Raw genomic sequence first — 21,616 nt, 5'->3', positions numbered from 1 at the left:
TTTTAAAGAAGGATATAATAATAAAGCATAAGTAAAAAAACTTTTGTTTTATAGTGGAGGGTTACAATGGATTATGATGTACTTATTTTGGGTGGAGGTATTATAGGTTGCGCTGTGGCTTATGAAATCTCAAAATATAATCTTAATATAGCTGTAATTGAGAAAGATTATGATATAGCTGATGATGTAGCATTAATAAATACTGCTATGATATATGATGGCGTTGAAAGTGAAGATACTTTAACTGCTAGGCTTGAACGTATGGGAAATAAAATGATGGATACTATAACTGCTAAATTTAATGTTCCTTTTAAAAGATGTGGCTCATTAATAATTGCCCAAACCGATGAAGAAGCTGCCATAATTGAAAAAACATATAATAGAGCAATAGATAGAGGTACCAAGGATGTGTTAATTTTAGAACCTAAATATATATATGAAATGGAACCGAATTTAAACGTTCATATAGAAAAAGGACTATATTCTAAAAATACAGGTGTAATTTGCCCATTTGACTTAGCGCTGGCTTATGGTGAAGTAGCTTTTGATAATGGTGTAAAATTTAGGTTAGAAGAAGAAGTAATAGACATTCAACCTATATCAAAAGGGTTCAGAGTTGTTACTAATAAAAACAAATTTACTTGTAAAATGGTAATAAATACAACTCCTTCAGAAAATTATAGTATAGTAAATGAAAAAAAACTTGAAGTAAATAATAATGGAGGAATATTAAAATATATACTCTTAGATAACAATGAAAAACAAAAATTTTCTCATGCATTATTTATGTTTAATGCTAAGGGTGAGCGCATTTATACACTTCCAACTATTGAGGGAGATACTGTTGCCGCTGTTAGTACAAAAGACAATGTTAATTATAATGAAGTAGTAGATAGAATATCTAAAATAACAAATGGTGTAGATAATATGGATGTTAAAATGTTTTTGGATTGGCCTTTTTTTGATCAACCTATAGTAATCGATGATAGTGGTATTGATGATGGACTTATTCAAATTAAAGGAAAACATTATGGACAGATAACAATGACTCCTGCTATAGCAAATATTGTATGTGAGAGTGTAGTCAGTAAGATGCAATGTAATCTTAAAAAAGATTTTAATGATAAGAGAAGAGAGTCTTATAAATTTAGAGAAATGTCTGATGAAGAAAGAAAAAGTATTATTAGCGTTGATGAAAAATATGGAAAAATAATATGTGCATGTGAAAAAGTAACTGAAGGGGAAATAGTGGACGCTATACGGAGACCTTTAGGTGCAAGAACAGTAGAGGGAGTTAAAAGGAGAACTGGTGCTGCCTTTGGAAATTGTCAAGGGGCGCATTGTTTAAATAAAATTGTTTCTATTTTAGCAAGAGAAACAAATAAGAAAATGACGGAAATAGTTAAGGACTCAAAAAATTCTAATATTGTACTATATAGAATAAAAGAATTTGATAGTATGTAGGAGATGAGTTTATTTGATAGAACAACCTGATTGTAATTTAAATGAAAATGAAGCAATTTTAACAACTTTAGTTAGGGTAAAAGGTTCTAATTTGTGCAATGTGGTTTCAGTAAAAACTAGTAGGCCCATTGATAGGAAGTTATGGATTGAATGCTCAAAAGCATTAAGTAGAATACATGTAGGCCCACCTTTAAGAATAGGGGATGTAGTATGTAAGAATATACTTAATACTGGAGTTGATATTATCTGTACAAAGAATATCTAAGTAATTAACATTGAAGAGAATAATTAGTAAAGTGGCTTTAGTAATGGCTGCACTAAATATATATATATTGACTTTGTAAAAAGTGTGATGTAAAATTATTCTTAAAATAATAGCATAAAATTAAAACATAATAATGTATAAAACCTATGATGAGAATAGTAACAAAATATAAAGGTTAAGAGAGTCAGTGTTTGGTGTAAACTGATACCTTTTATTTTGTGAATCCACCTTCGAGGGACTGTGAAAAGCAGTACGGTATAACCGTTATATTTGTTAAAGAGGATTAAATATTTATATTTAATCAAGTAGGGTGGCAACGCGGAGTCTTTCGTCCCTTTTTCATGGGGATGAAGACTCTTTTTTTATATTCAAAAATAACTAAAGTATTACAATTAACACTTGTGAATAAAAAATTAATAATATATTTAAGGAGGAATATTTATGTTAGATTTAAAAAGAATAAGAAGTAATCCAGAAGAGATAAAAGCATTAATGGCAGATAGAGGTGAAAATTTTGATATATCAATAATTGATGAGGTTGTAGCTCTTGATAAAAGAAGAAGAGATGTATTAATGGAGGTTGAAGAATTAAAAAATAGAAGAAACACTCAATCTGCACTTATACCAAAGCTTAAAAAAAGCGGAGAAAATGTAGATGAAATTATGGGGCAAATGAAAAAACTTTCAGATGAAATTAAAAATTTCGATGTTGAATTGTCTGGTGTGGATGAAAAAATTAAAAATATTATGCTAAGAATACCTAATATACCGAGTGTAAATGTGCCACAAGGTGATACAGAGGAAGATAATGTTGAAGTAAGAAGATGGGGACAGCCCAAAAACTTCAATTTTGAAACTAAAGCTCATTGGGATTTAGGAATAGACAATGATATTTTAGATTTTGAAAGAGGTGGAAAGATTACAGGTTCAAGATTTACAGTATATAAAGGCCAGGGTGCAAGACTTGAAAGAGCACTAATAAGTTATTTTTTAGATTGTCATGTAGATATAAATGGATATACAGAAATATTGCCTCCTTATATGGTTAATAGACAAAGTATGGTAGGAACGGGTCAATTACCTAAATTCGAAGAAGATGCCTTTAAAGTGGCTAATACAGACTATTTTTTAATACCTACAGCTGAAGTACCCGTTACAAACATTTATAGAGATGAAATATTAAATGGTGAGGATTTACCTATAAGACATGTTGCTTATAGTGCGTGTTTTAGATCAGAAGCAGGATCTGCAGGAAGAGATACTAGAGGACTTATAAGACAACACCAATTTAATAAGGTAGAATTACTTAAATTTACAAAACCTGAGGATTCTTATGCAGAACTTGAAAAATTACTTGTAGATGCAGAGTCCGTATTACAAGGACTTGGACTACCTTATAGAATAGTTAAGATATGTAAGGGTGATTTAGGATTTACAGCATCATTTAAATATGATATTGAAGTTTGGATGCCAAGTTATAATAAGTATGTTGAAATATCAAGCTGTAGTAATTTTGAAGACTACCAAGCAAGGCGTGCAAATATAAGGTATAAAGATGATAAAAAAGATAAACCTAAGTATATTCATACACTAAATGGATCAGGAGTAGCGGTAGGAAGGGCATTAGCCGCAGTACTTGAAAATTATCAAAACGCAGATGGATCAGTAACTATTCCAGAGGCATTAGTGAGATATATGGGCGGTAAAAATATAATTTCAAAATAAATGGTTAATTTAATACATACCATAATAAGTATAAATAAATAACTTTAATATTTATAATTTAGGTAGCTTTAAAAAATGTATATTATATTTTTTAAAGGTACCTAAATTGTTTATTTATCATAAATTAGAAGATTTTACATGGGGAATTGTAAAAAAATAAAAATTATGTTGACAGAGTATATTTATGCTGATATAATAAATATTGTTGTTAGTATTTGGAGGAATGGTCGAGTTGGTTTAAGGCACCAGTCTTGAAAACTGGCGTACGTGTGAGCGTACCGTGGGTTCGAACCCCACTTCCTCCTCCATTTTTTTTTATAAGCATATAAAATTAAGCCGTGGAGAAGTACTCAAGTGGCTGAAGAGGCGCCCCTGCTAAGGGTGTAGACCGGGTAACCGGTGCGAGGGTTCAAATCCCTCCTTCTCCGCCAAAAACATCTAACATTTGTTAGGTGTTTTTTATTTTTAGATGTGAAAATAAATAAATTTTAACAAATACATTGACAGAGTATATTTATGCTGATATAATAAATCTTGTCGTGGACATGGAGGAATGGTCGAGTTGGTTTAAGGCACCAGTCTTGAAAACTGGCGTACGTGTGAGCGTACCGTGGGTTCGAACCCCACTTCCTCCTCCATTTTTTTTTATAAGCATATAAAATTAAGCCATGGAGAAGTACTCAAGTGGCTGAAGAGGCGCCCCTGCTAAGGGTGTAGACCGGGTAACCGGTGCGAGGGTTCAAATCCCTCCTTCTCCGCCAGAAACATCTAACATTTGTTAGGTGTTTTTTTATATTTATTTTTTGAAAATTATCCAATTAAATTACAAAAAAAATTCACAATTTATTGAAATAGGGATAAAAAAAAGGTATAATTATAATAGTTAAATAATAATATTGAAATAATAAATAAATTTAAAATTATTAATAAGGAGAAAATATGCTAAAAGGTAATAAAGTATTATTGAGAAGTGTTGAGAGACGGGATTTGAATATATTTTATGATATTTGGTGTGATGAAGAGGTTAGAAAGCTTGATGGTAATTTTATATTACCTCCATCTAAAGAGGACATATTAAATAATTTTAATAAATTTGTTAATATTGATAAAAAATATGTCAGCATTGTTAATGAAAAAGGTGTAGTTGTAGGATATATAACTTATAAAGAAAGTAGTGTATGTAAGAATGTATACGTGTTAGGTATAGCTATAGGTCAAAACTTCTGGAATAGAGGATATGGACAAGACTCTATAAAGGCATTGCTTAAATATTTATTCATGGATATGGCTGCCCATAGAGTAGAACTGGAAGTACTAGATTTTAATTTAAGAGCAATTCAGTGTTATAAAAAATGTGGATTTTTAGAAGAAGGAAAGAAGAGAAAAGCTTGTTTTTCCTATGGGGATTATAGGGATGTAATTACTATGGGAATCCTTAGAGATGAATTTATAAAAGGAATTTTGCAAATAAACCTTTACTCCTAGCGTATAATATGTTAGTATTGTAATGAAGTTTATGCGTTGGTAGCTCAGTTGGATAGAGTAGCTGGCTACGAACCAGTTGGTCGCAGGTTCGACTCCTGTCCGACGCACCACTAAAGCCTTACAAACACTAAGTTTGTAAGGCTTTAGCTTTGCCCTAAAATAATTTTTTGCCCTCGTTTTTGCCCCTTATAGGTTTTACACATAAAAAAATGAGGGCTATTTTACCCCCATTGTTAGATATAAATCATTTAATTTTTGTGTAGCTTTTTTCTTCATACTATCCAATACATGGGTATAAGTGTCTAGGGTAATAGCGATGTTTGCATGCCCTAGTAGTTCCTGTACTGTTTTTGCATCTTCGCCTAGCTCAAATAACCGAGTAGCATAAGTATGCCTTTTATGTAGAGTGTTGTATTATGGTGAGTGGTTAAACCAATTAGCCTATTTTAGGGGCTTGTGCCTCTATTCACTCACCATAATTATTTATAATAAATTTATAGAAAAAGCTTATTGTGAATGAAACAATAAGAATTGATGATTAAATTTCTACAATTTGAAGGGGTAGTTCAAAAATATCTGTAAATAAGACTTTATATTATGGTGAGTGTTTTAGAATGTATTCCTTGTAACACAAGGTTTTACTCGAACACTCACCATAACTTAACACTCTACATAATGCCTAAGAGAATGAAATTTCTTATGTGGTATTCCGATAATCTTTAATACCCCGCTATAATTTCTAGTTAGATTTCTTTCATCAGTATATTTACCTATTTCATTGTTCTCATAAGCTATTCCGGTTTTGATTTTTTCTAATGTTTGTATGTTCTTATGTAATTTAAGTTTATTAATTACATTTGAAGGTATTGGAATATCACGAATACTGTATTTGGTTTTTGGTTATTGTACTATTACCTCAGTTTTATTACCTTCTATATTGCCTTGTATGTTAACTCGCTTAATAGATGAATGTACTTTCAATACACATTTTTTAAAATCAATATCAGACCATTTTAAGGCGAGCACTTCTCCCATTCTTAAACCCGTAGCTAAAACCAAAATATATAAAGAACTATACCTATTATCCACTAAAGAACATATAAATTTTTTCTGTTCTTCAATAGTAAAAATTTCAACTTCTTGTTTTGAAACAAGTTTTGGAAGAGTTACATTATCACAGTAATTTTGATTGATGTAGTTTTCTTTTTTTGATTTATTTAAAGAACATTTTATAACTTTGTTTATAAATCTAATTGTATCAGGAGTCTTTCCAGATTGTTCAAGCAGTTTGTTATAATAATGCTGAATATTTATAGTTCTTAAATCTTTAAGTTTAAACATTCCTATTTCACTATTTTTTATATAGTTGTTGTAAATTCCATTATATCTACCTTGTGTAGAACGGCTTAAGTGTTTTTGGCAACTTAAACATTAACATGAGATGATTTAAATTCGGAAAAAAGAGGGGCAGGAAATTATCTTATGCACCTAATTTGAAAATAGTATTAGATTTTCATTTTATACTATAAGGAGCATAGTTATAAATATTACAATGTCTTTGTTTGTAATAGTATGAATAATATTGTATAATTATGTTATAAAGTGAAAAACAATACAGTCAATATACTATACTATTTGAAATGAGGTATTTACTATGAAAATAAATGATTGCCTAAAGAGTAAATCTGAGAATTGTGACAATGAGGCCACTAAAAAATTATACTTACTTGCAGAGGATGTTGTTAATAAAATAAGACCACACCTTAAACAGATAACTAATGAATTACCTGAATTTGATATACATGATGATACTCATAGTGAAAGAGTAATTGAAAATATTCAACTTCTTTTAGGAGATGAGATGATAAATGGTCTAAGTGCATATGAATTATTTTTTATTTATTTAGCTGCATTCTTACATGATGCAGCTATGGCCCTACCGAAGTGGGAACGCAAATTATTAAGGTTAACAGAGGGACAAGAAAAATTTTATCATAATGATGTTAATAATCCATTATTACACGATGGAAGGCCTCCAATGAAATTAAGTGAAGCAAGAGAATATATTATCTCACATAAAGATCAGATTTATGATAATTTCGATAATTGTAAGGATTATATTTTGTCATTTAAAACAGAAGGAGAATTAATTGATGACCTTAGTGAGCAATTAAGTGATTACCAAGATTACAGAAATGGATATATTCATAAACTAAATAAAGCTAAGACTAGTTTAAATGCATACCTACAATTAAGTGATGAAATAAGGTATGAATATATAAGAGAAAACCATTCAATACGTATAGAAAAGCTTGTAAATAACTTGTCAATTATGTTTGATGATAAATTAGAGGTGAAAATCGGGAAAAAACTTACTAAGACTTTGGGATACATTTGTAGATCTCATGGTGAATCATTTAATTACGTTAGAAAGTTAAAATTTGATGATACATATTTTGGTGATGGAAGTGTAAACACACAATTTTTGTGTATGATGCTTAGAATTGGGGATATATTGCATTTTAGCTATGATAGAGCACCGGATTCCTTGTATGCTGAAAAGATGATATCTTCTATTGAAAGTCGCAAACAGTGGAAAATTAAATCTCAAGGAGTTATAAATAATATTGTAAATTCTGGAGGGATAGTGAGAATTAAATATGATGCTTTTTGTGATGTACCAAGTTTTTATTATTGTCTTATTGATTATTTTTTATGGATTGAAGAAGAAATATCTAACTATGCTAAAATGATAAAGGCAATGAAACAGAATATGGAATTTAGCAAGCTTGTATCAAGATATGAGATTAATATTTCTGATACTGTTGATAGTAAAGGAGTTAAATATGATGAGGATATATTTAAGCCTGTTGATGATTTATGTTTCAAATTAAATCAGTCTAAAATATTGGAATTACTTATGGGAACAAATTTATACAAAGATAGATTTTTGTGTTTAAGGGAAATTTACCAAAATTCATTAGATACTTGTAGAAATATGATTAGCTGTAATCCTAATGAGAATGGTTATATTGAATTTGGAATGGATGAAGAAATGGTTGATGGTATGTCCCAAAAATTTCTGTATTGCTTGGATAATGGTATGGGTATGACTTTGGATATAATTAATAAATATTATTTGAATATAGGTAATTCGTATTATAGATCAAAAGATTTTTATAGGGAAAATATTAAACACGGAAATAAATTTGTGGCAACTTCGCAATTTGGAATTGGTGTATTATCATCTTTCATGATAGGAAATAAAATTTATGTAGCGACTAAGCATAAAAGTGATAACACATTTATAAGATTTATGATAGATGGACCCAATGAAAAGTTTTACTATGTTAATGGTAATAAATTTGATGATAAAGAAAATGAAATAAGTGAGCATGGAACAATAATTAAATTATATTTGAAGGATGATATATTATTAAATAATACTGTTATTAGCTATTACGATATAATAAGGTTTGAGGAAAATAAGTATAAGTATAAGGAAATAAATGGAGAAGGAAATGAAAATGAAATAAAAAACAATCTATTATACTTGATACAAAGCTTTATTGTATGTTTACAAGATAATATTTCTGTAAATATTAAATTAAAAGATAAAAAATTATATAAATTAATGCCAATGAATAGATTATTATTAAATCTAAAAGATTATTTACCAGGTGAAGAGATGGTAGAGACTTTGTCATATAGGAACTATGATAATAATGTGGATAAAAAAGAAACAGAGTATAAACTCATTGCAAATAAAGAAAGGATAGATACGCTTGAGGTAGCTATAGGCTATGAGGGTATTAAATATAAAACAGAAATCGCTTTGCCGAAAGAAAAAATAGATTTCAATTTATTTTATAGCTACAATGAATGTGCTACCGGATTTAAAGTATTAATCGATGGGATCAACGTAGGAGTAGCACCAGATATTGCAGAAATATTTTTCAACAAAGTGAACAGAGAAGGGGTGGGATTAATAAACTTTACTGGAGAAATAAGACCACAGTTATCAGTCGATAGGAGTAGTATTACTGATATGGATGTTTCTGTTGAACAAGGACTAAATAATTTAAGAAAATTAGTGGCAGTTGAATTATTTAAAGTAGTAAAAGATCATATAATAAATTATCAAATAGAATTTAATTCTGATGTCGCAAGGGATATATGGAAATACATATTTAAAGAATATAATTGGATTGGAAAAGAATTAGTTGAGGAGATTAGAAAGTCTGAAGAAATTCAAGTTTATGTTGATGAAATTAATGGATTCAGCATTGAACCCCTGTCTGTAAAACAACTAATAGAATGCGAAGAATACTCCTATAAGATCCATGATATGAGACAATTTTCAACAATAATAAGATATATAATTTTTCATAAAATAACAAATTCGAACCATGTTGCTTTATCAGATGATATAGTAACATTAAAGAATTGTAAATTTACATCTATTATAGATGTAGAAGAATATGAATGGGATGAATCAAAGCAAGCTATATCTATTAATGATTACAGTGGAAAATATATTGAATATGATATTGTTAAGGATTTATTTCCACTTGTCAAAATGGAAACATATAAAAAGTTCATCCATGAAGATGTAAGTGAATACATGGGAAAAATTAAGATTGGTCGAGCATATCGGTCTGTAATGAATCTCGGTAGATATGTAGATGCACGTTCGGTATTTCCTAATAGTGGTATATTTACAACAAGGCGAAATATCTATGCTATTGGAAGAAAAGAAGAATTCATGAAATTTAATACAATAGATCTTTTCAAAGATTATTCTAATAAAAACAATAAAGATTATTTTATTTATACATTCATATCTCCTGCAAAATTAAATGATAAAGAAATTATGGAGATAGAAAAGTATAAAATAGTGGATGAAGTGTACTACAATGGTGTGATAAATGGATGGAGCATTCTGTTTCTTGGATCAACAGGAGAAACAATAATAGTACCTGGAATTGTTTCAAAAAAGGATGTTCTAAAACAAATTAGTGCTAGTTTTTGGATGATTAATGGAGAAATAAAATATTATTTCTTAGACGGAACAAATATTACAAAAGAGTATATAGAAAAATTATGATAAAGCAATGATGCTTTAAAATATTTGTAGAGGATTTGTATGTACAATTATGAGTAGCACTTGTTTAGTATTATTAAAAAATGAGGCAAATAAATGAATATATTCTGAAGTTAATTAATAACACATTAAAAACACAACTACGGTAAAGAGATATATATTAATATAACGTTAAATAAAGGTCTGGAGCCTTAAAACTATTGCCAATAAAGAGTTATAATGTTGTGTAACTTTCTGTAATGTCAATGTTCCCGTTCTAGTTGGTCGCAGGTTCGACTCCTGTCCGACGCACCACTTAAGCCTTACAAACACTTAGTTTGTAAGGCTTTTATTTTGACCTGAAATTGAGGTTTGCCGCTCGTTTTTACCCTTATAGGTTTTATCCATAAAAAAATGAGGGTTATTTTACCCCCATTGATAGATATAAATCATTTAATTTTTGTGTAGCTTTTTTCTTCATACTATCCAGTACATGGGTGTAAGTGTCTAGGGTAATAGATATATTGGCATGCCCTAGTAGCTCCTGTACTGTCTTTGCATCTTAGCCTAACTCAAACAACCGAGTAGCATAAGTATGCCTTATAGCTTTCTTAAAAAAATTTTTGTTCATTTTAGTTCCTCCTAATATTTTATTCAATATGAATTGTACATTTATAATCATGCTATATGGTTATAAATGTATAATATAGTTACGAGTATACACTATGTTTAAAAATGTAAAACATTAAATAATTTAGTAACATGTGATACAATATACATATAAATTGTAATTATGGAGGAGTTTTTATGAAAAAAAATTGGATATTATTAGATTTGGCTTTAAGTATATTTTTAGGATTTTATATAAATCTCAACATTACAAGTGAACTTATAGTATATTTCTTTTCAGGCAATTACAATGTATATATAATAGTATTTATTTTTTGTTTAATAATGCAGATCATGCTTGTATTTTCTATAATAAGGTTATTTAGAAACAAAAAGATAGATAAAAATACATTTAGGGTACTAGTAGTTTTATATATTTCAATAATGATTGTATTATTATTTGGTAGACAAGTCATGGAAGTTTCAATAAATTTAAATCCTATTAATCTAATAAGATTTAAGGATAAAGATACCTTCTTACAAAACATATTGAATATTATATTCTTTTTACCAATAGGATATCTACTAAAAAATATTGAATTGAAAAAGGTTGTTCTGTATTCTTTAATCGGTACATTTTTAATAGAATTAATTCAACTAGTAACTAAGAGGGGATTTTTTGATATAAATGATATTATTCTTAATATGATAGGAATAGGTATATCTTATTATTTAAGCAAAAAATTTAAGGTGGAATTAGTAGCAAAATGATAATTTTATTTTTAGGTAAAGTTAAGTTTAGCAAGCATAAAAAGGAGTAGCGTAATAATATTGCGCTACTCCTTTTTATGCAAATATATTTTATTAAGGGTATGTCGAAATATATTTGAAGTACGACGTAAAAATACCATAAAATTCAGAAATGAATCATACGGTATTTTAATAAATTATTCGTTTTTTAGTTAAGTCGTTAATTAAGAAGTTTATGAGTTAATTTTTATTATCCAATAGTTTCTGGCATAAGTACATTAAACATCCATTTATTATTGCAAGTATAATATAATTAATTAAATTATTTTTTAGTTTGATAACTTCAAATCCTATAAAAAATGTTAAGACAATACTCAAAAAATTTATTAATGCAAATAATTTATTCTTTTTCATATTTTATACCCCTCATTTGTTAGGATAGTGTTTGCTCCGTCTTAAATTACAACTTCGACATAACTCTAAATAAATTATAGCATATTATACATATTTATACACAGATATATTTCCATAATAGCGAATATTTTTATTTTTTAATACCATATTATTCAATTTTTAAAGACCATTGTTCGTACTTTCAATTTACGTCGTCCAATTTTCACACTGCGTAGTAAAAATTGCGAAATAAGTGTTGCAGAAAACTATAGTTTTGTGAAGTATGAATAAGCCATAATAATGGAGGTAACAAAGTTTTGATAATGTGTTAAGTTAGTGTAACATCCATGTTCCCTGATTTCCATTTTATATAAAATGAATTTATAATATGTAATTTTAGGCATATATTATACTAATAAAATGGAAAAGTGAAACTATATTGTAAAAATAACGTATTTAACTATGAGGTATAAAAAACTATCAATTCATAATAACTTTCAAATGAGCTTATAATCTTAATTAATATCTGATTATATTAGGGATAGTTAATAAAACCGTTAAATGGAACGCAAAAAATTAGGGGGCAAAAAAAACATGAGACAAATCAAAAACACACTAATGATATTTATAGCAGCAATTTTTGTAATGGCTGGAGTTTTAGGCAATGTCGTAACAAAAGCTGAAGTAGTTAATCCAGTTACTCCAATAATAAATTATGTTGGAGTAGACCATTCACCACTAGTAGTAGGAGATACTGAAACTTTTACAGTAACTTCATCAAAGTTTGTAGGTAAAGTACAATACAGAGCATTCCTTTTCGACGGCAAAACATGGAATGAATTAACCAGCGGATATAGCGTTGCAGTAGATGCTAAAACTCCGTATGTATTACCAGAAACACCAGCATTTAAATCAGGAAAATACAAGTTATCAATTTGGGTAAAAAGAGAAGGAACAACAGGCAGCAATAAAAAAAGTTATGATACTTACTATGCAGAAGAATTAAATTGTGTAACTAAGGATAATGAAATCAGAGTATATGCAAATGGTGCACCTAAAGTTGAGACTAATGGTTTAGCATTTAAATTCAATGGAATCGAAAATATAGGTGGAATTAAAGGGCCATATCTTTATAAATTACATATATATAATCCAAGAACTGGAGTATGGACAAGCGCATCCAGTGAATATACAGAAACTCCATCATACATATTTAAAGAAGCGGGAACTTATATGGTTATTGTACACGCAAACACAGTTAATTCACCAACTTGGAGAAATTATATAGCTGGCAAAACAACGGGAGCCTATGAAGCTTTTAAAACAATTATGGTAACTGTTAATGATTCATCAGTAGCTTTAGAAAAACCTGGAATAATAAATGCTATTAGTGATGGCACAGATATAACCAGTAAGTTTACTGATAAATATTTTAAGAGTTATGTATATTCTCTGATAGGAAAGACTAGTCCGAGTCCAATACTTTATTCTGATGTGAAAAATATAAAAGTCTTAGACGTGAATAGTGGCCAGCCTAGAATAGAATTAAGCGGACCCTATAGTTATAATATAAGTAGTTTAGATGGAATTCAGTATTTTACAGCATTAACTGGGTTAAGTTGTTCTAGTAATAAACTTACAATGTTAGATCTAAGTAAGAATACAGCATTAACTGAGTTGAGTTGTTATAATAATAAACTAACAACGTTAGATCTAAGTAACAATACAAAATTAACTTTGTTAGATTGTGCTAATCCACTAAAAACCTTAGATGTAAGTAAAAATACAGCATTAATCAAGTTAACCTGTTCCAATAGTCAACTGACAACCTTAGATTTAAGTAAGAATACAGCGTTAACTAAGTTAAATTGTGATAATAATGAATTAACGACCTTGGATTTAAGTAAGAACATAGCATTAACTTTGGTAGAATGTGGTGCTAATAAACTAACAACCTTAAATGTAAATAATAATATAGCATTAACTGAGTTAAATTGTGGTAGTAATCAATTAACAACCTTAGATGTAAGTAAGGATACTGCACTAACGCTGTTAAATTGTAATGATAATAAACTAACAACTATAGATACAAACACAGCATTAACTGAGTTATATTGTGTTAGTAATAAGTTAACAGCCTTAGATGTAAGTAAGAATATAGCATTAACTTTGTTAGACTGCAGACATAATGAATTAACAACCCTAGATATAAGTAAAAATTCAGCATTAACTAAATACTTAGAATGTAGCTATAATAAACTAACAACCTTAGTTATAAACCCAGGATTAGGGATATTACATTGTAATAATAATCAACTAGAAACCTTAGATGTAAGCAAGTATACAGGATTATTTTGGTTAGATTGTTCTAATAATAAACTAACCACCTTAAATACAAACACAGCATTAACTGAGTTACGTTGCAAAAATAATTCACTATCAACCATAGATTTAAGTAAGAATACAGCATTAGGGTTTTTAGAGTGTCCTAATAATAAACTAACAACCTTAGATGTAAGTAAAAATACAGCAATAACTTTGTTATATTGTGACAATAATTCGCTAAAAACCTTAGATCTAAGTAAGAATACAGCATTAATTAATCTAAATTGTAATTATAATCAACTAACATCACTGTTATCTATTAAAGATACTTGGTATACGCAATGGTATAGACCTCAATACACAGATTCGAGTCATATTGCGACTACTGAAAGTTTAGGTATAACAATTAAAAACTAAACCATATTTAGTATCCGATGAACCAATTTTATGGGTACCACAGGAAGCTCTTGATGTAGACTTACTTGACCTGCTTGATGGTGAATATTCTGAGGCATGAACTCATATGATTACAAGATTCAATTATAAAACGCATTAGAAAACCTATGAGTTTTGAAAATAAAAAAGGTGGCGAAATATAAAATGAAAATATTTAGTGTATACTTATGTTTATATTTAACAAAATAAGGGGTGATTATATATGCTTAAGAAATTAGTGACTGCAACTTTTATTAGTTTTTTACTATTATCTACAAGTGCGATGGCAACAACGCTCAAAGATAATCAAATTGTAGATAACAATAAATGTTGGACAATTCATTTCAATGAACAATTTGTGTTTGATGATTTATCAAAAAAAGGAGTTATAGTAATAGATAGTAAAGGTAATAATAGCAATATAAATTTGAGTTTAGGACAGGATAAAAAAACAATTATAGTAAGTGCTCCAGTAGAGGGGTATGTACCTGGTGAAAAATATAAATTACTTGTTAATAATAAAGTACATACTAAAAGCAATAAAAGTCTAAAACAAGAAGTTGTTCTAAACTTTAGTATTGGAGACGGAATAACACAAGAAAAGGCATACCAGCTAGTTTCTAATAACTTTGATGACAGTGATGTATTTGAAGCAAAGAGGACTGATTATTCGGATGAAATTGCGGAGCAAGCGGGGGATAAATATTATTTATTTTATACAGAATATAAGATTGACCAATCAGCTACTGATTATTTAATTGGTGTAGATAAGAAAACGGGAGAAATGTATGCGATAAACGGATACATGCCTATAAGGAAGCTAAATTAAAATGTACATAAGAAACCCAGTAACTATAATGGTTACTGGGTTTCTTATTTTTTAATTTCTTTTTCTTCTAAAGTAAGATCACGAATATCACTAGTCATATTGGACAGCTTATACATAATAGCCATCTCAGTATTTGAAACGCCACTATTGCTTTTATTAGCATCTAATTCATTAATTGAATTTTTTGATTTTCCTAACTTATTTTTATCCATATCTATGTGCTCCTTTCAAAACAAAAATCGCATTACATATATCAGGTGCATTATATAGTTTAACCATTTTCTTAGAAAGTATGACTTAATACTTCATTTAAAAATATAAGAAGAAGTCAGGTATATATAAAATAGCAGTTTGTAATTCAAATAAAAAGTAAATACACTAATATAGAAAAAATAATATATATTATACTCATAATAGTAAAATATATAATATTATGTAATTACAAATTACAGATTTTATGTTAATATATATGAAGAAATATTTTTTCGATTATTCGAAATATTTATACAATATTGTAAGAGTTTTTATTAAAGATGAATTAGGGGGGACTTTATGAGTTTTAAAAATTGGAATTTTACAAAAAAACATGAAAGTAAAGATATTTTGCAAAAGAAAAATAAAACTTCTAAACTGTTAAAGACAATTAAAAGTATGAATATTAAGAAAGATTCTTTGGAATTACCAAACAATGATAAAAATGAAAACAAAGCAGTAAAATCATTTAAAAGTGGAACATCCAAAACATCTATAAAAAACAATAATAAAAAAGGTATTTCCATTAAAAAGAAAATACCACTTCTTATTGGTACATTAATAATTATATCCATGGTGGCAACCTCTGTTTTTACTTATATAAGGTCATCAACTATAATATTTGATCAAAGTAAAGCAGAAATGATGTCTGTTAATAAAGGAGCAATAGAAACTATTTCCGTTATGATAGAAAAGCAGCAAGCTCAAGTACAGGCCATATGCAATACTAAGCAGATAATGGAGATTATGAAATTAAAGGGTAAACCTGATGCAATTTCATTGGGACAATATAAAAATGTGGTTAATGAAAATAATGACAAGTTTTCTGCATACATTTCTAATAATACAAATGTTGAAAGAGTTTTTTTAGTTGATGTAAATGGGAATATAATATCAGATAGTAATAAAGGGGCTATAGGAAAAAATGTAGCAGACCAAACTTATCATTCCATTAGCGCAAGTGGTGGACTAGCTGTAAGTGAGACTATGAAATCTGAAATATCAGGAAATGCGGTTATGGTTTTTACAAGCCCCGTGATAACTGAGGATAAATATGGTCAACCATTAGGTTACGTAGCAGTATCTGTATATGCGGAGAGTTTTTCAAAGTATATGAAAAATATAGGTGTATCTAATAGTAAATCAAGCTATGCTTTTTTAGTTGATGAAAAAGGCAAAATGTTATACCACAAAACTAAAGAAAAGATAGGAAAAGATGTTGAAAATGTAGTTATAAAGGCTATAGTGGATAAAGTTATAAAGGGACAAAAGGTTGTAGCTGGAACGGAGAAGTATACTTTTGAGGGAATTGAAAAGTTCTCCTCTTATGGAATTGTTCCAATTACAAATTGGACATTGGTTGTTACTGGAGATATGAATGAGATTAGACAACCAGTGAATAAAATGACAGAGGGCATTTTAATAATAGCAGCAATTATAGGTATATTTTCCATATTAATTGGATTGGTTGTATCGAATATTATAGTAAATCCATTAACAAAGGTAACACTACTAGTGGATAAAACTTCTAAATTGGATTTAAGTGAGGACAAGGGTATAGAGGATTTAATTAAAACTAATGATGAAATTGGGATTATATCTAGAGCTATAGTTAATATGAGAAAGACATTAAAAGATGTTGTACTTGATTTAATTGAGGCTTCAGAAAATATAACTAATAATGCTCTTACCGTTGAAGATCTTACGGATATATTAAAAGTGAAAGCAGAAGAAAGCTCTATTGAAACTGAAAGCTTGTCAGCTGGAATGGAACAAACAGCAGCTACAGCGCAGGAAATTACTGCTACTTCAGGAGAGATGGAAAGCATGGTTAATACAATAGCCCAGAAAGCTTCAGAAGGATCTAATATAGCAGAAGTTATTGTTCAAAAGGCAATGGGAATTACTATTTCTACTAAGGAATCTAAAAAAGATACAGATAAGATTTATAGTGATGTAAAGAAGCAATTAGAAGTCGCAATAGCGGGTTCAAGAGCAGTTGAGGAAATACATGGACTAGCAACCTCTATATTGCATATAACTAGCCAAACTAATTTATTAGCATTAAATGCTGCCATTGAAGCGGCCAGAGCAGGAGAAGCAGGGAGAGGTTTTGCTGTAGTAGCAGATGAGGTTAGAAAGCTAGCAGAGCAATCTGGAGCTACAGCAGCTAACATCCAAAATGTAGTTAAAGCTGTAAATGATTCTGTAAAAAACTTATCGAATAGTTCTACTAGAATGTTGAATTTTATGGATGAAGAGGTATCTCTAAATTATGAAATTATTATGGGTACGGGAAAAGAATATATGGATGATGCAGAGAATTTCAATAAATTTATGAAAGAATTTAATGAAACGGCACAACATTTGAATATATCCATAAACGGAGTTACTACTGCAATAGATCAAGTAGCAGGTACTGTTAATGAAGGTGCAGAGGGTATATCTAGTATATCCACCAAGAGCATTGACATAGTAAGTAAAATGGAAGAAATAAAAAGCACTACTAGTGGAAACAAAATTAGTGCGGAAAAATTAAAAGATATAACCTCAAAATTTAAAATATAATAAAAATAGGACTGAAAGATTATTTCAGTCCTATTTTTTCGCCTAATGTTACAGAAGTTTCAAAACCTAATTTTGTTTGGGTGAGTATTTCTTCATTCATTTTCACAACACCTTTTTTAAAGAATAGGATAACGGTGGAACCACCAAATTTGAAATAACCTTTTTCCTCTCCCTTTGTAATTCGCACATTTGGAGTATAACCTTGAATAATTGAGCCTACGCAAGTAGCGCCAACCTCCATATAAATAACATCTGAAAAATTATCTGAGTGAAATATACTCCATTCTCTTTTGTTCTGACAAAATAGTTTTTTTACATTTTTTAAGGCTATAGGATTTACAGAATAATAATGGCCCTTAATTTTAGTTGTCTCGCCACATACTCCACTATCAATAAAATGAAACCTATGATAATCAGTGGGGCACAATCTAAAAATTAAGCAAGTACCACCATGATATAAATTGTATATTTCGTTATCTTCCACTAGTTCTTTAAGAGAATAAGTAAATCCTTTTATTTGGACTAAACCATCTAGGTCAATATTCTCATAAGCAGAAATTTTGCCGTCACAAGGCGAAATTAAAGCATTATCATTACTGGGGATTATTCGACCATCTGGATTTAATTCTCTTATAAAAAATTCATTAAAAGAGGAATATTGATCAGGCGTCTTTTGGTACAATGACATATCAATATTGAAATCTTCAATAAAACTCTCAATTTTTTTACAACTTATTTTTGTGTCACAGTAATAACCATATAATTTTGAAAATAGCTTTTTCTTGAGTAATAACTCAACTAGTCCAATTCCTACAGGAGAGCAGTAAGACCAATTCAAATATTTTTCACCAGCTACCTTTTCGATTTCATATTTGTTTTCTTTTCTATTGTAATATTTAATCATAAAATACCTCGTTCTTATAGTTTATAGTTTTCCGGATTTTATTATAGAGATTAATAGCCAAAAGGCCATGAAGGCTGCAGTTACAAAACCAGTTATACCAATAAGGGATATATTATATATTTTAGGGCCTATATTGGAATTTAAAATTGTAGAAGAACCTATAATCATAGAAGAAATAATAAGTCCAAAAACTAATCTGTTTATACCTTTATTTAACTCATTTATAGGAGTGTTTAGGTTCTTATGCTCTAGTTGTAACTTAGCTCTCCCACTTATTAGACTATCAGATAGTTCTATGATTTTTGATGGAAGTCTAAAGGAGTCTTTTATAAATGCATATGAACGGATAAGCAAAGTGTTAAGGTCTAAATCGGCTAATAGTGAAAATTTACTATTAGCTTTAACATAAGGTATAGCTATATCTATTATTTTTATATCTGGAGCAATACTTGCAATTACACCTTCTAAAATTACAAGACCGCGTATTAGGAGTGTTAAATCACGGGGCAAACGGATATTGTTTTGTTTTGCTATATCAAAAATTTCAGAGAGCATAACTGAAACTTGGATATTGCTTAGCGATACTGAAAGGTAATTAATAAGAAGATAATCTAAATCCTCATAGAGTTTATTTCTATCTACATATCCTTTTTTTATCCCTATAGATAAAAGAGCAGAAATCATTTTGTTTATATCATTAAAAGCAACTGCAGATATCATATCGTTTAGCGTAGATTTTATAGAATTTGAGAGACTTCCCATAATTCCAAAATCGATAAAGCAAATTTTGCCTTCACATACAAAAATATTTCCAGGATGTGGATCTCCGTGAAAAAAACCATCTTCTAGCACTTGTTTCAAATAAGACAAAGCTAATTTTTTACCTAAATCATCAAGATCATAGTGACCGCTTTTGAGTTTATTCATATCATCTACTTTAAAGCCATAAACTCGTTCCATAGTTAGAACCTTGGTACTACATAATTCGCAAACTACGTAAGGTACATATAAAAATGCAACATCCTTATTGAAAGCTTTAAAAGTATTTATGTTTTTTGCTTCATTATTAAAATCAAGTTCAAGCTCCGTAATTAAAAGTATTTCATGTAAGGCTTCTTCTGGATCAATAAGTGCATCAGAAAATCTTGCCTTTGTAAGCTTTACTATGCGAACCAGTATAGAGATATCCAGTTTCATCTTTTCTGCAATATCTGGTCTTTGCACCTTTACTACAACTTCTCTACCGTCTTTTAATATAGCTTTATGTACTTGAGAGATAGATGCTGAGGCTAGTGGTTTTTCATTAAATTTTTCAAAACACTCAGTTGTTGATACTTTAAATTCATCAAAAAATACTTTGTTTATGGTTTCAATATTTTCTGGAGCAACATTATCTTGAAGCTTTGAAAGTTCTGCTATATATTCTGGGGATAACAAATCTGGCCTTGTACTAAGTATTTGGCCAATTTTTATAAAAGTAGGGCCAAGCTCTTCAAAGGCTTTTCTTAAATTTTCAGGGAGTTTATTTTTTTTATTAAAATTATAGTCTACAATATAGCCAAAGCCATAGGAACCAAGAACTTTAACAATTTCTCTAAATCTATTAACAGATTTTCGTCGCATTTTATACCTCACTTAAATCATCACCTGTAGTTCTGAAATGTTGTTAAAGTGAAAAGCCCTAGAGTGATAGTAGGACTTTCATTTTAATTACAATATTTATTTATGGTAGGGTTATCTCTAAATGTGCTAACCTTTTATCTAGTTTATCAATATCTTCTTTAGTTGCAAAGTTCATTTCTTTTAGGAGTAAAACCATATCTTCTTTTGTAAGCGGCGTGTGCTCCTTTTTGAAAGTGGGACCTCCATCTTTTTTTTCTTTTACAGTTCTTTTTAGTTCTTCAGATAAATCTTTGCCCTCTTCCAAGGTTATCTTACCCTTTTTTACAAAATCATCTATTAGACTTGTAGCTTTTTCATAAGTGTAAGCTGCAGATCCAAGGCCGGCTAGGAAAAAATTCTTGATATCGTTATTCAATCAAAACACCTCCAATTAATAGTATATAATCTACATTATATACTATTTCATATATTAAAATACTAACAATAAATTAACACCCTCAATTTTTAATAAATTTTTCTACTATTTGAGGAAAAGCTAAGTAAGATAAAATGTGGTATATTAAGACATTATAATAAATGAATCATAAAAATTTAAGTTTTAAACATCCATAGGTTGACATATTTATAAAAGTGTAATACTATAATATAGTACGAATAAATATGCACCCGTAGCTCAGTAGGATAGAGCGTCCCCCTCCTAAGGGGAAGGCCGGAGGTTCGACTCCTCTCGTGTGCACCAGAAAAAGCTAGCAAAGTAATACTTTGCTAGCTTTTTTTTATGTGCGCCCGGCATGGACGCAATCTAATGGGTGAAAGTCCCTAGCACGGGTTAATAGTGCCAAGTGCATAGCTTAAGACAAGGGTGTCCATGGTGACGTGGAATCTGAAGGAAGTCGGCGGCAAAAC

General features: G+C 29.3%; 14 protein-coding genes, 6 tRNA genes, 3 pseudogenes and 1 other annotated feature. Of the genes and pseudogenes, 15 read left to right on the top strand and 8 right to left on the bottom strand.

Translation table 11 applies throughout. The features are described from left to right. Positions 1-66 precede the first annotated feature (66 nt). The 9 genes and pseudogenes from Ctaglu_RS22190 to Ctaglu_RS22150 all read left to right on the top strand — a co-directional run bounded on the left by Ctaglu_RS22190 (position 67) and on the right by Ctaglu_RS22150 (position 5,049). A complete protein-coding gene (locus Ctaglu_RS22190; protein WP_125005854.1) occupies positions 67-1,464 on the top strand; it encodes an NAD(P)/FAD-dependent oxidoreductase in 1,398 nt (465 codons plus the stop codon). A 46-nt stretch (positions 1,465-1,510) separates the two neighbouring features. Then, positions 1,511-1,729: pseudogene (locus Ctaglu_RS22185) on the top strand (DUF1667 domain-containing protein); the annotation flags it as partial. Positions 1,730-1,866: 137 nt separating this feature from the next. Then, positions 1,867-2,068: a binding site (T-box leader), on the top strand. A gap of 102 nt (positions 2,069-2,170) precedes the next feature. Continuing rightward, positions 2,171-3,454 (top strand): serine--tRNA ligase, encoded by a 1,284-nt coding sequence (serS, locus tag Ctaglu_RS22180; protein WP_125005849.1) that lies wholly within the window; start codon positions 2,171-2,173, stop codon positions 3,452-3,454. Between the two features lie 217 nt (positions 3,455-3,671). Beyond that, positions 3,672-3,762, top strand: a tRNA-Ser gene (locus tag Ctaglu_RS22175). 32 nt (positions 3,763-3,794) lie between these two features. Continuing rightward, positions 3,795-3,885: transfer RNA gene (locus tag Ctaglu_RS22170), tRNA-Ser, on the top strand. 116 nt (positions 3,886-4,001) lie between these two features. Then, positions 4,002-4,092 (top strand) — tRNA-Ser (locus Ctaglu_RS22165). 32 nt (positions 4,093-4,124) lie between these two features. Continuing rightward, a tRNA-Ser gene (locus Ctaglu_RS22160) sits at positions 4,125-4,215 on the top strand. A gap of 178 nt (positions 4,216-4,393) precedes the next feature. Next, on the top strand, positions 4,394-4,939 hold the full coding sequence (locus tag Ctaglu_RS22155) for a GNAT family N-acetyltransferase (RefSeq protein ID WP_125005847.1): 546 nt from the start codon (positions 4,394-4,396) through the stop codon (positions 4,937-4,939). Positions 4,940-4,972: 33 nt separating this feature from the next. After that, positions 4,973-5,049, top strand: a tRNA-Arg gene (locus tag Ctaglu_RS22150). 106 nt (positions 5,050-5,155) lie between these two features. On the opposite strand, the pseudogene Ctaglu_RS22145 reads toward Ctaglu_RS22150, so the two are convergent. The 3 genes and pseudogenes from Ctaglu_RS22145 to Ctaglu_RS26325 all read right to left on the bottom strand — a co-directional run. After that, a pseudogene (locus tag Ctaglu_RS22145) lies at positions 5,156-5,335 on the bottom strand (tyrosine-type recombinase/integrase); the annotation flags it as partial. A 504-nt stretch (positions 5,336-5,839) separates the two neighbouring features. Continuing rightward, positions 5,840-6,028 carry a tyrosine-type recombinase/integrase gene (locus Ctaglu_RS26330; RefSeq protein ID WP_267901313.1) on the bottom strand — a complete coding sequence of 63 codons (189 nt, stop codon included), beginning with the start codon at positions 6,026-6,028 and terminating at the stop codon, positions 5,840-5,842. A gap of 204 nt (positions 6,029-6,232) precedes the next feature. Next, positions 6,233-6,349: pseudogene (locus Ctaglu_RS26325) on the bottom strand (tyrosine-type recombinase/integrase); the annotation flags it as partial. Between the two features lie 244 nt (positions 6,350-6,593). Here Ctaglu_RS26325 and Ctaglu_RS22135 point away from each other — a divergent pair. Together Ctaglu_RS22135 and Ctaglu_RS22125 are read left to right on the top strand one after the other, a co-directional pair. After that, complete coding sequence (locus Ctaglu_RS22135) at positions 6,594-10,046, top strand: HD domain-containing protein (protein WP_125005845.1); 3,453 nt, start codon at positions 6,594-6,596, stop codon at positions 10,044-10,046. 783 nt (positions 10,047-10,829) lie between these two features. Beyond that, a complete protein-coding gene (locus tag Ctaglu_RS22125; protein ID WP_125005843.1) occupies positions 10,830-11,402 on the top strand; it encodes a VanZ family protein in 573 nt (190 codons plus the stop codon). Positions 11,403-11,621: 219 nt separating this feature from the next. Here the strand turns inward: Ctaglu_RS22125 and Ctaglu_RS25580 are convergent, their stop codons facing one another. Continuing rightward, a complete protein-coding gene (locus Ctaglu_RS25580) occupies positions 11,622-11,795 on the bottom strand; it encodes a hypothetical protein (RefSeq protein ID WP_164947650.1) in 174 nt (57 codons plus the stop codon). Positions 11,796-12,368: 573 nt separating this feature from the next. On the opposite strand from Ctaglu_RS25580, the gene Ctaglu_RS22120 reads away from it, so the two are divergent. Both Ctaglu_RS22120 and Ctaglu_RS22115 read left to right on the top strand, forming a co-directional pair. Next, positions 12,369-14,516, top strand: coding sequence for a leucine-rich repeat domain-containing protein (locus Ctaglu_RS22120; RefSeq protein ID WP_125005841.1), 2,148 nt, complete (start codon positions 12,369-12,371; stop codon positions 14,514-14,516). 241 nt (positions 14,517-14,757) lie between these two features. Further along, positions 14,758-15,363, top strand: coding sequence for a hypothetical protein (locus Ctaglu_RS22115; RefSeq protein ID WP_125005839.1), 606 nt, complete (start codon positions 14,758-14,760; stop codon positions 15,361-15,363). A gap of 44 nt (positions 15,364-15,407) precedes the next feature. On the opposite strand, the gene Ctaglu_RS25575 is transcribed toward Ctaglu_RS22115, so the two are convergent. Continuing rightward, positions 15,408-15,575 carry a hypothetical protein gene (locus Ctaglu_RS25575; protein WP_185732913.1) on the bottom strand — a complete coding sequence of 56 codons (168 nt, stop codon included), beginning with the start codon at positions 15,573-15,575 and terminating at the stop codon, positions 15,408-15,410. Positions 15,576-15,915: 340 nt separating this feature from the next. Between Ctaglu_RS25575 and Ctaglu_RS22110 the strand changes: the two genes are divergently transcribed. Next, positions 15,916-18,183 carry a methyl-accepting chemotaxis protein gene (locus Ctaglu_RS22110; RefSeq protein WP_125005837.1) on the top strand — a complete coding sequence of 756 codons (2,268 nt, stop codon included), beginning with the start codon at positions 15,916-15,918 and terminating at the stop codon, positions 18,181-18,183. Positions 18,184-18,202: 19 nt separating this feature from the next. Here the strand turns inward: Ctaglu_RS22110 and Ctaglu_RS22105 are convergent, their stop codons facing one another. From Ctaglu_RS22105 to Ctaglu_RS22095, 3 genes are all read right to left on the bottom strand, one after another. Next, positions 18,203-19,087: a phosphatidylserine decarboxylase gene (locus tag Ctaglu_RS22105; protein WP_125005835.1), complete on the bottom strand. Its 885-nt coding sequence runs from the start codon at positions 19,085-19,087 to the stop codon at positions 18,203-18,205. A gap of 21 nt (positions 19,088-19,108) precedes the next feature. Then, positions 19,109-20,710, bottom strand: coding sequence for an ABC1 kinase family protein (locus tag Ctaglu_RS22100; RefSeq protein ID WP_125005833.1), 1,602 nt, complete (start codon positions 20,708-20,710; stop codon positions 19,109-19,111). Positions 20,711-20,810: 100 nt separating this feature from the next. After that, positions 20,811-21,125: a phasin family protein gene (locus Ctaglu_RS22095; RefSeq protein WP_125005831.1), complete on the bottom strand. Its 315-nt coding sequence runs from the start codon at positions 21,123-21,125 to the stop codon at positions 20,811-20,813. Positions 21,126-21,372: 247 nt separating this feature from the next. On the opposite strand from Ctaglu_RS22095, the gene Ctaglu_RS22090 reads away from it, so the two are divergent. After that, positions 21,373-21,449, top strand: a tRNA-Arg gene (locus Ctaglu_RS22090). The last annotated feature ends 167 nt before the right edge of the window (positions 21,450-21,616 follow it).

The organism is Clostridium tagluense (assembly GCF_003865095.1).
In the GTDB taxonomy this organism is placed as follows: domain Bacteria; phylum Bacillota; class Clostridia; order Clostridiales; family Clostridiaceae; genus Clostridium_AD; species Clostridium_AD tagluense.
This window is presented reverse-complemented; position numbering and strand designations above follow the sequence as displayed.

Excerpts from the sequence above, each read along its gene's own strand:
- Ctaglu_RS22190 (WP_125005854.1), top strand. The coding sequence starts at position 67 with ATGGATTATGATGTACTTATTTTGGGTGGAGGTATTATAGGTTGCGCT.
- serS (WP_125005849.1), top strand. The coding sequence starts at position 2,171 with ATGTTAGATTTAAAAAGAATAAGAAGTAATCCAGAAGAGATAAAAGCA.
- Ctaglu_RS22155 (WP_125005847.1), top strand. The coding sequence starts at position 4,394 with ATGCTAAAAGGTAATAAAGTATTATTGAGAAGTGTTGAGAGACGGGAT.
- Ctaglu_RS22135 (WP_125005845.1), top strand. The coding sequence starts at position 6,594 with ATGAAAATAAATGATTGCCTAAAGAGTAAATCTGAGAATTGTGACAAT.
- Ctaglu_RS22125 (WP_125005843.1), top strand. The coding sequence starts at position 10,830 with ATGAAAAAAAATTGGATATTATTAGATTTGGCTTTAAGTATATTTTTA.
- Ctaglu_RS25580 (WP_164947650.1), bottom strand. The coding sequence starts at position 11,795 with ATGAAAAAGAATAAATTATTTGCATTAATAAATTTTTTGAGTATTGTC.
- Ctaglu_RS22120 (WP_125005841.1), top strand. The coding sequence starts at position 12,369 with ATGAGACAAATCAAAAACACACTAATGATATTTATAGCAGCAATTTTT.
- Ctaglu_RS22115 (WP_125005839.1), top strand. The coding sequence starts at position 14,758 with ATGCTTAAGAAATTAGTGACTGCAACTTTTATTAGTTTTTTACTATTA.
- Ctaglu_RS25575 (WP_185732913.1), bottom strand. The coding sequence starts at position 15,575 with ATGGATAAAAATAAGTTAGGAAAATCAAAAAATTCAATTAATGAATTA.
- Ctaglu_RS22110 (WP_125005837.1), top strand. The coding sequence starts at position 15,916 with ATGAGTTTTAAAAATTGGAATTTTACAAAAAAACATGAAAGTAAAGAT.
- Ctaglu_RS22105 (WP_125005835.1), bottom strand. The coding sequence starts at position 19,087 with ATGATTAAATATTACAATAGAAAAGAAAACAAATATGAAATCGAAAAG.
- Ctaglu_RS22100 (WP_125005833.1), bottom strand. The coding sequence starts at position 20,710 with ATGCGACGAAAATCTGTTAATAGATTTAGAGAAATTGTTAAAGTTCTT.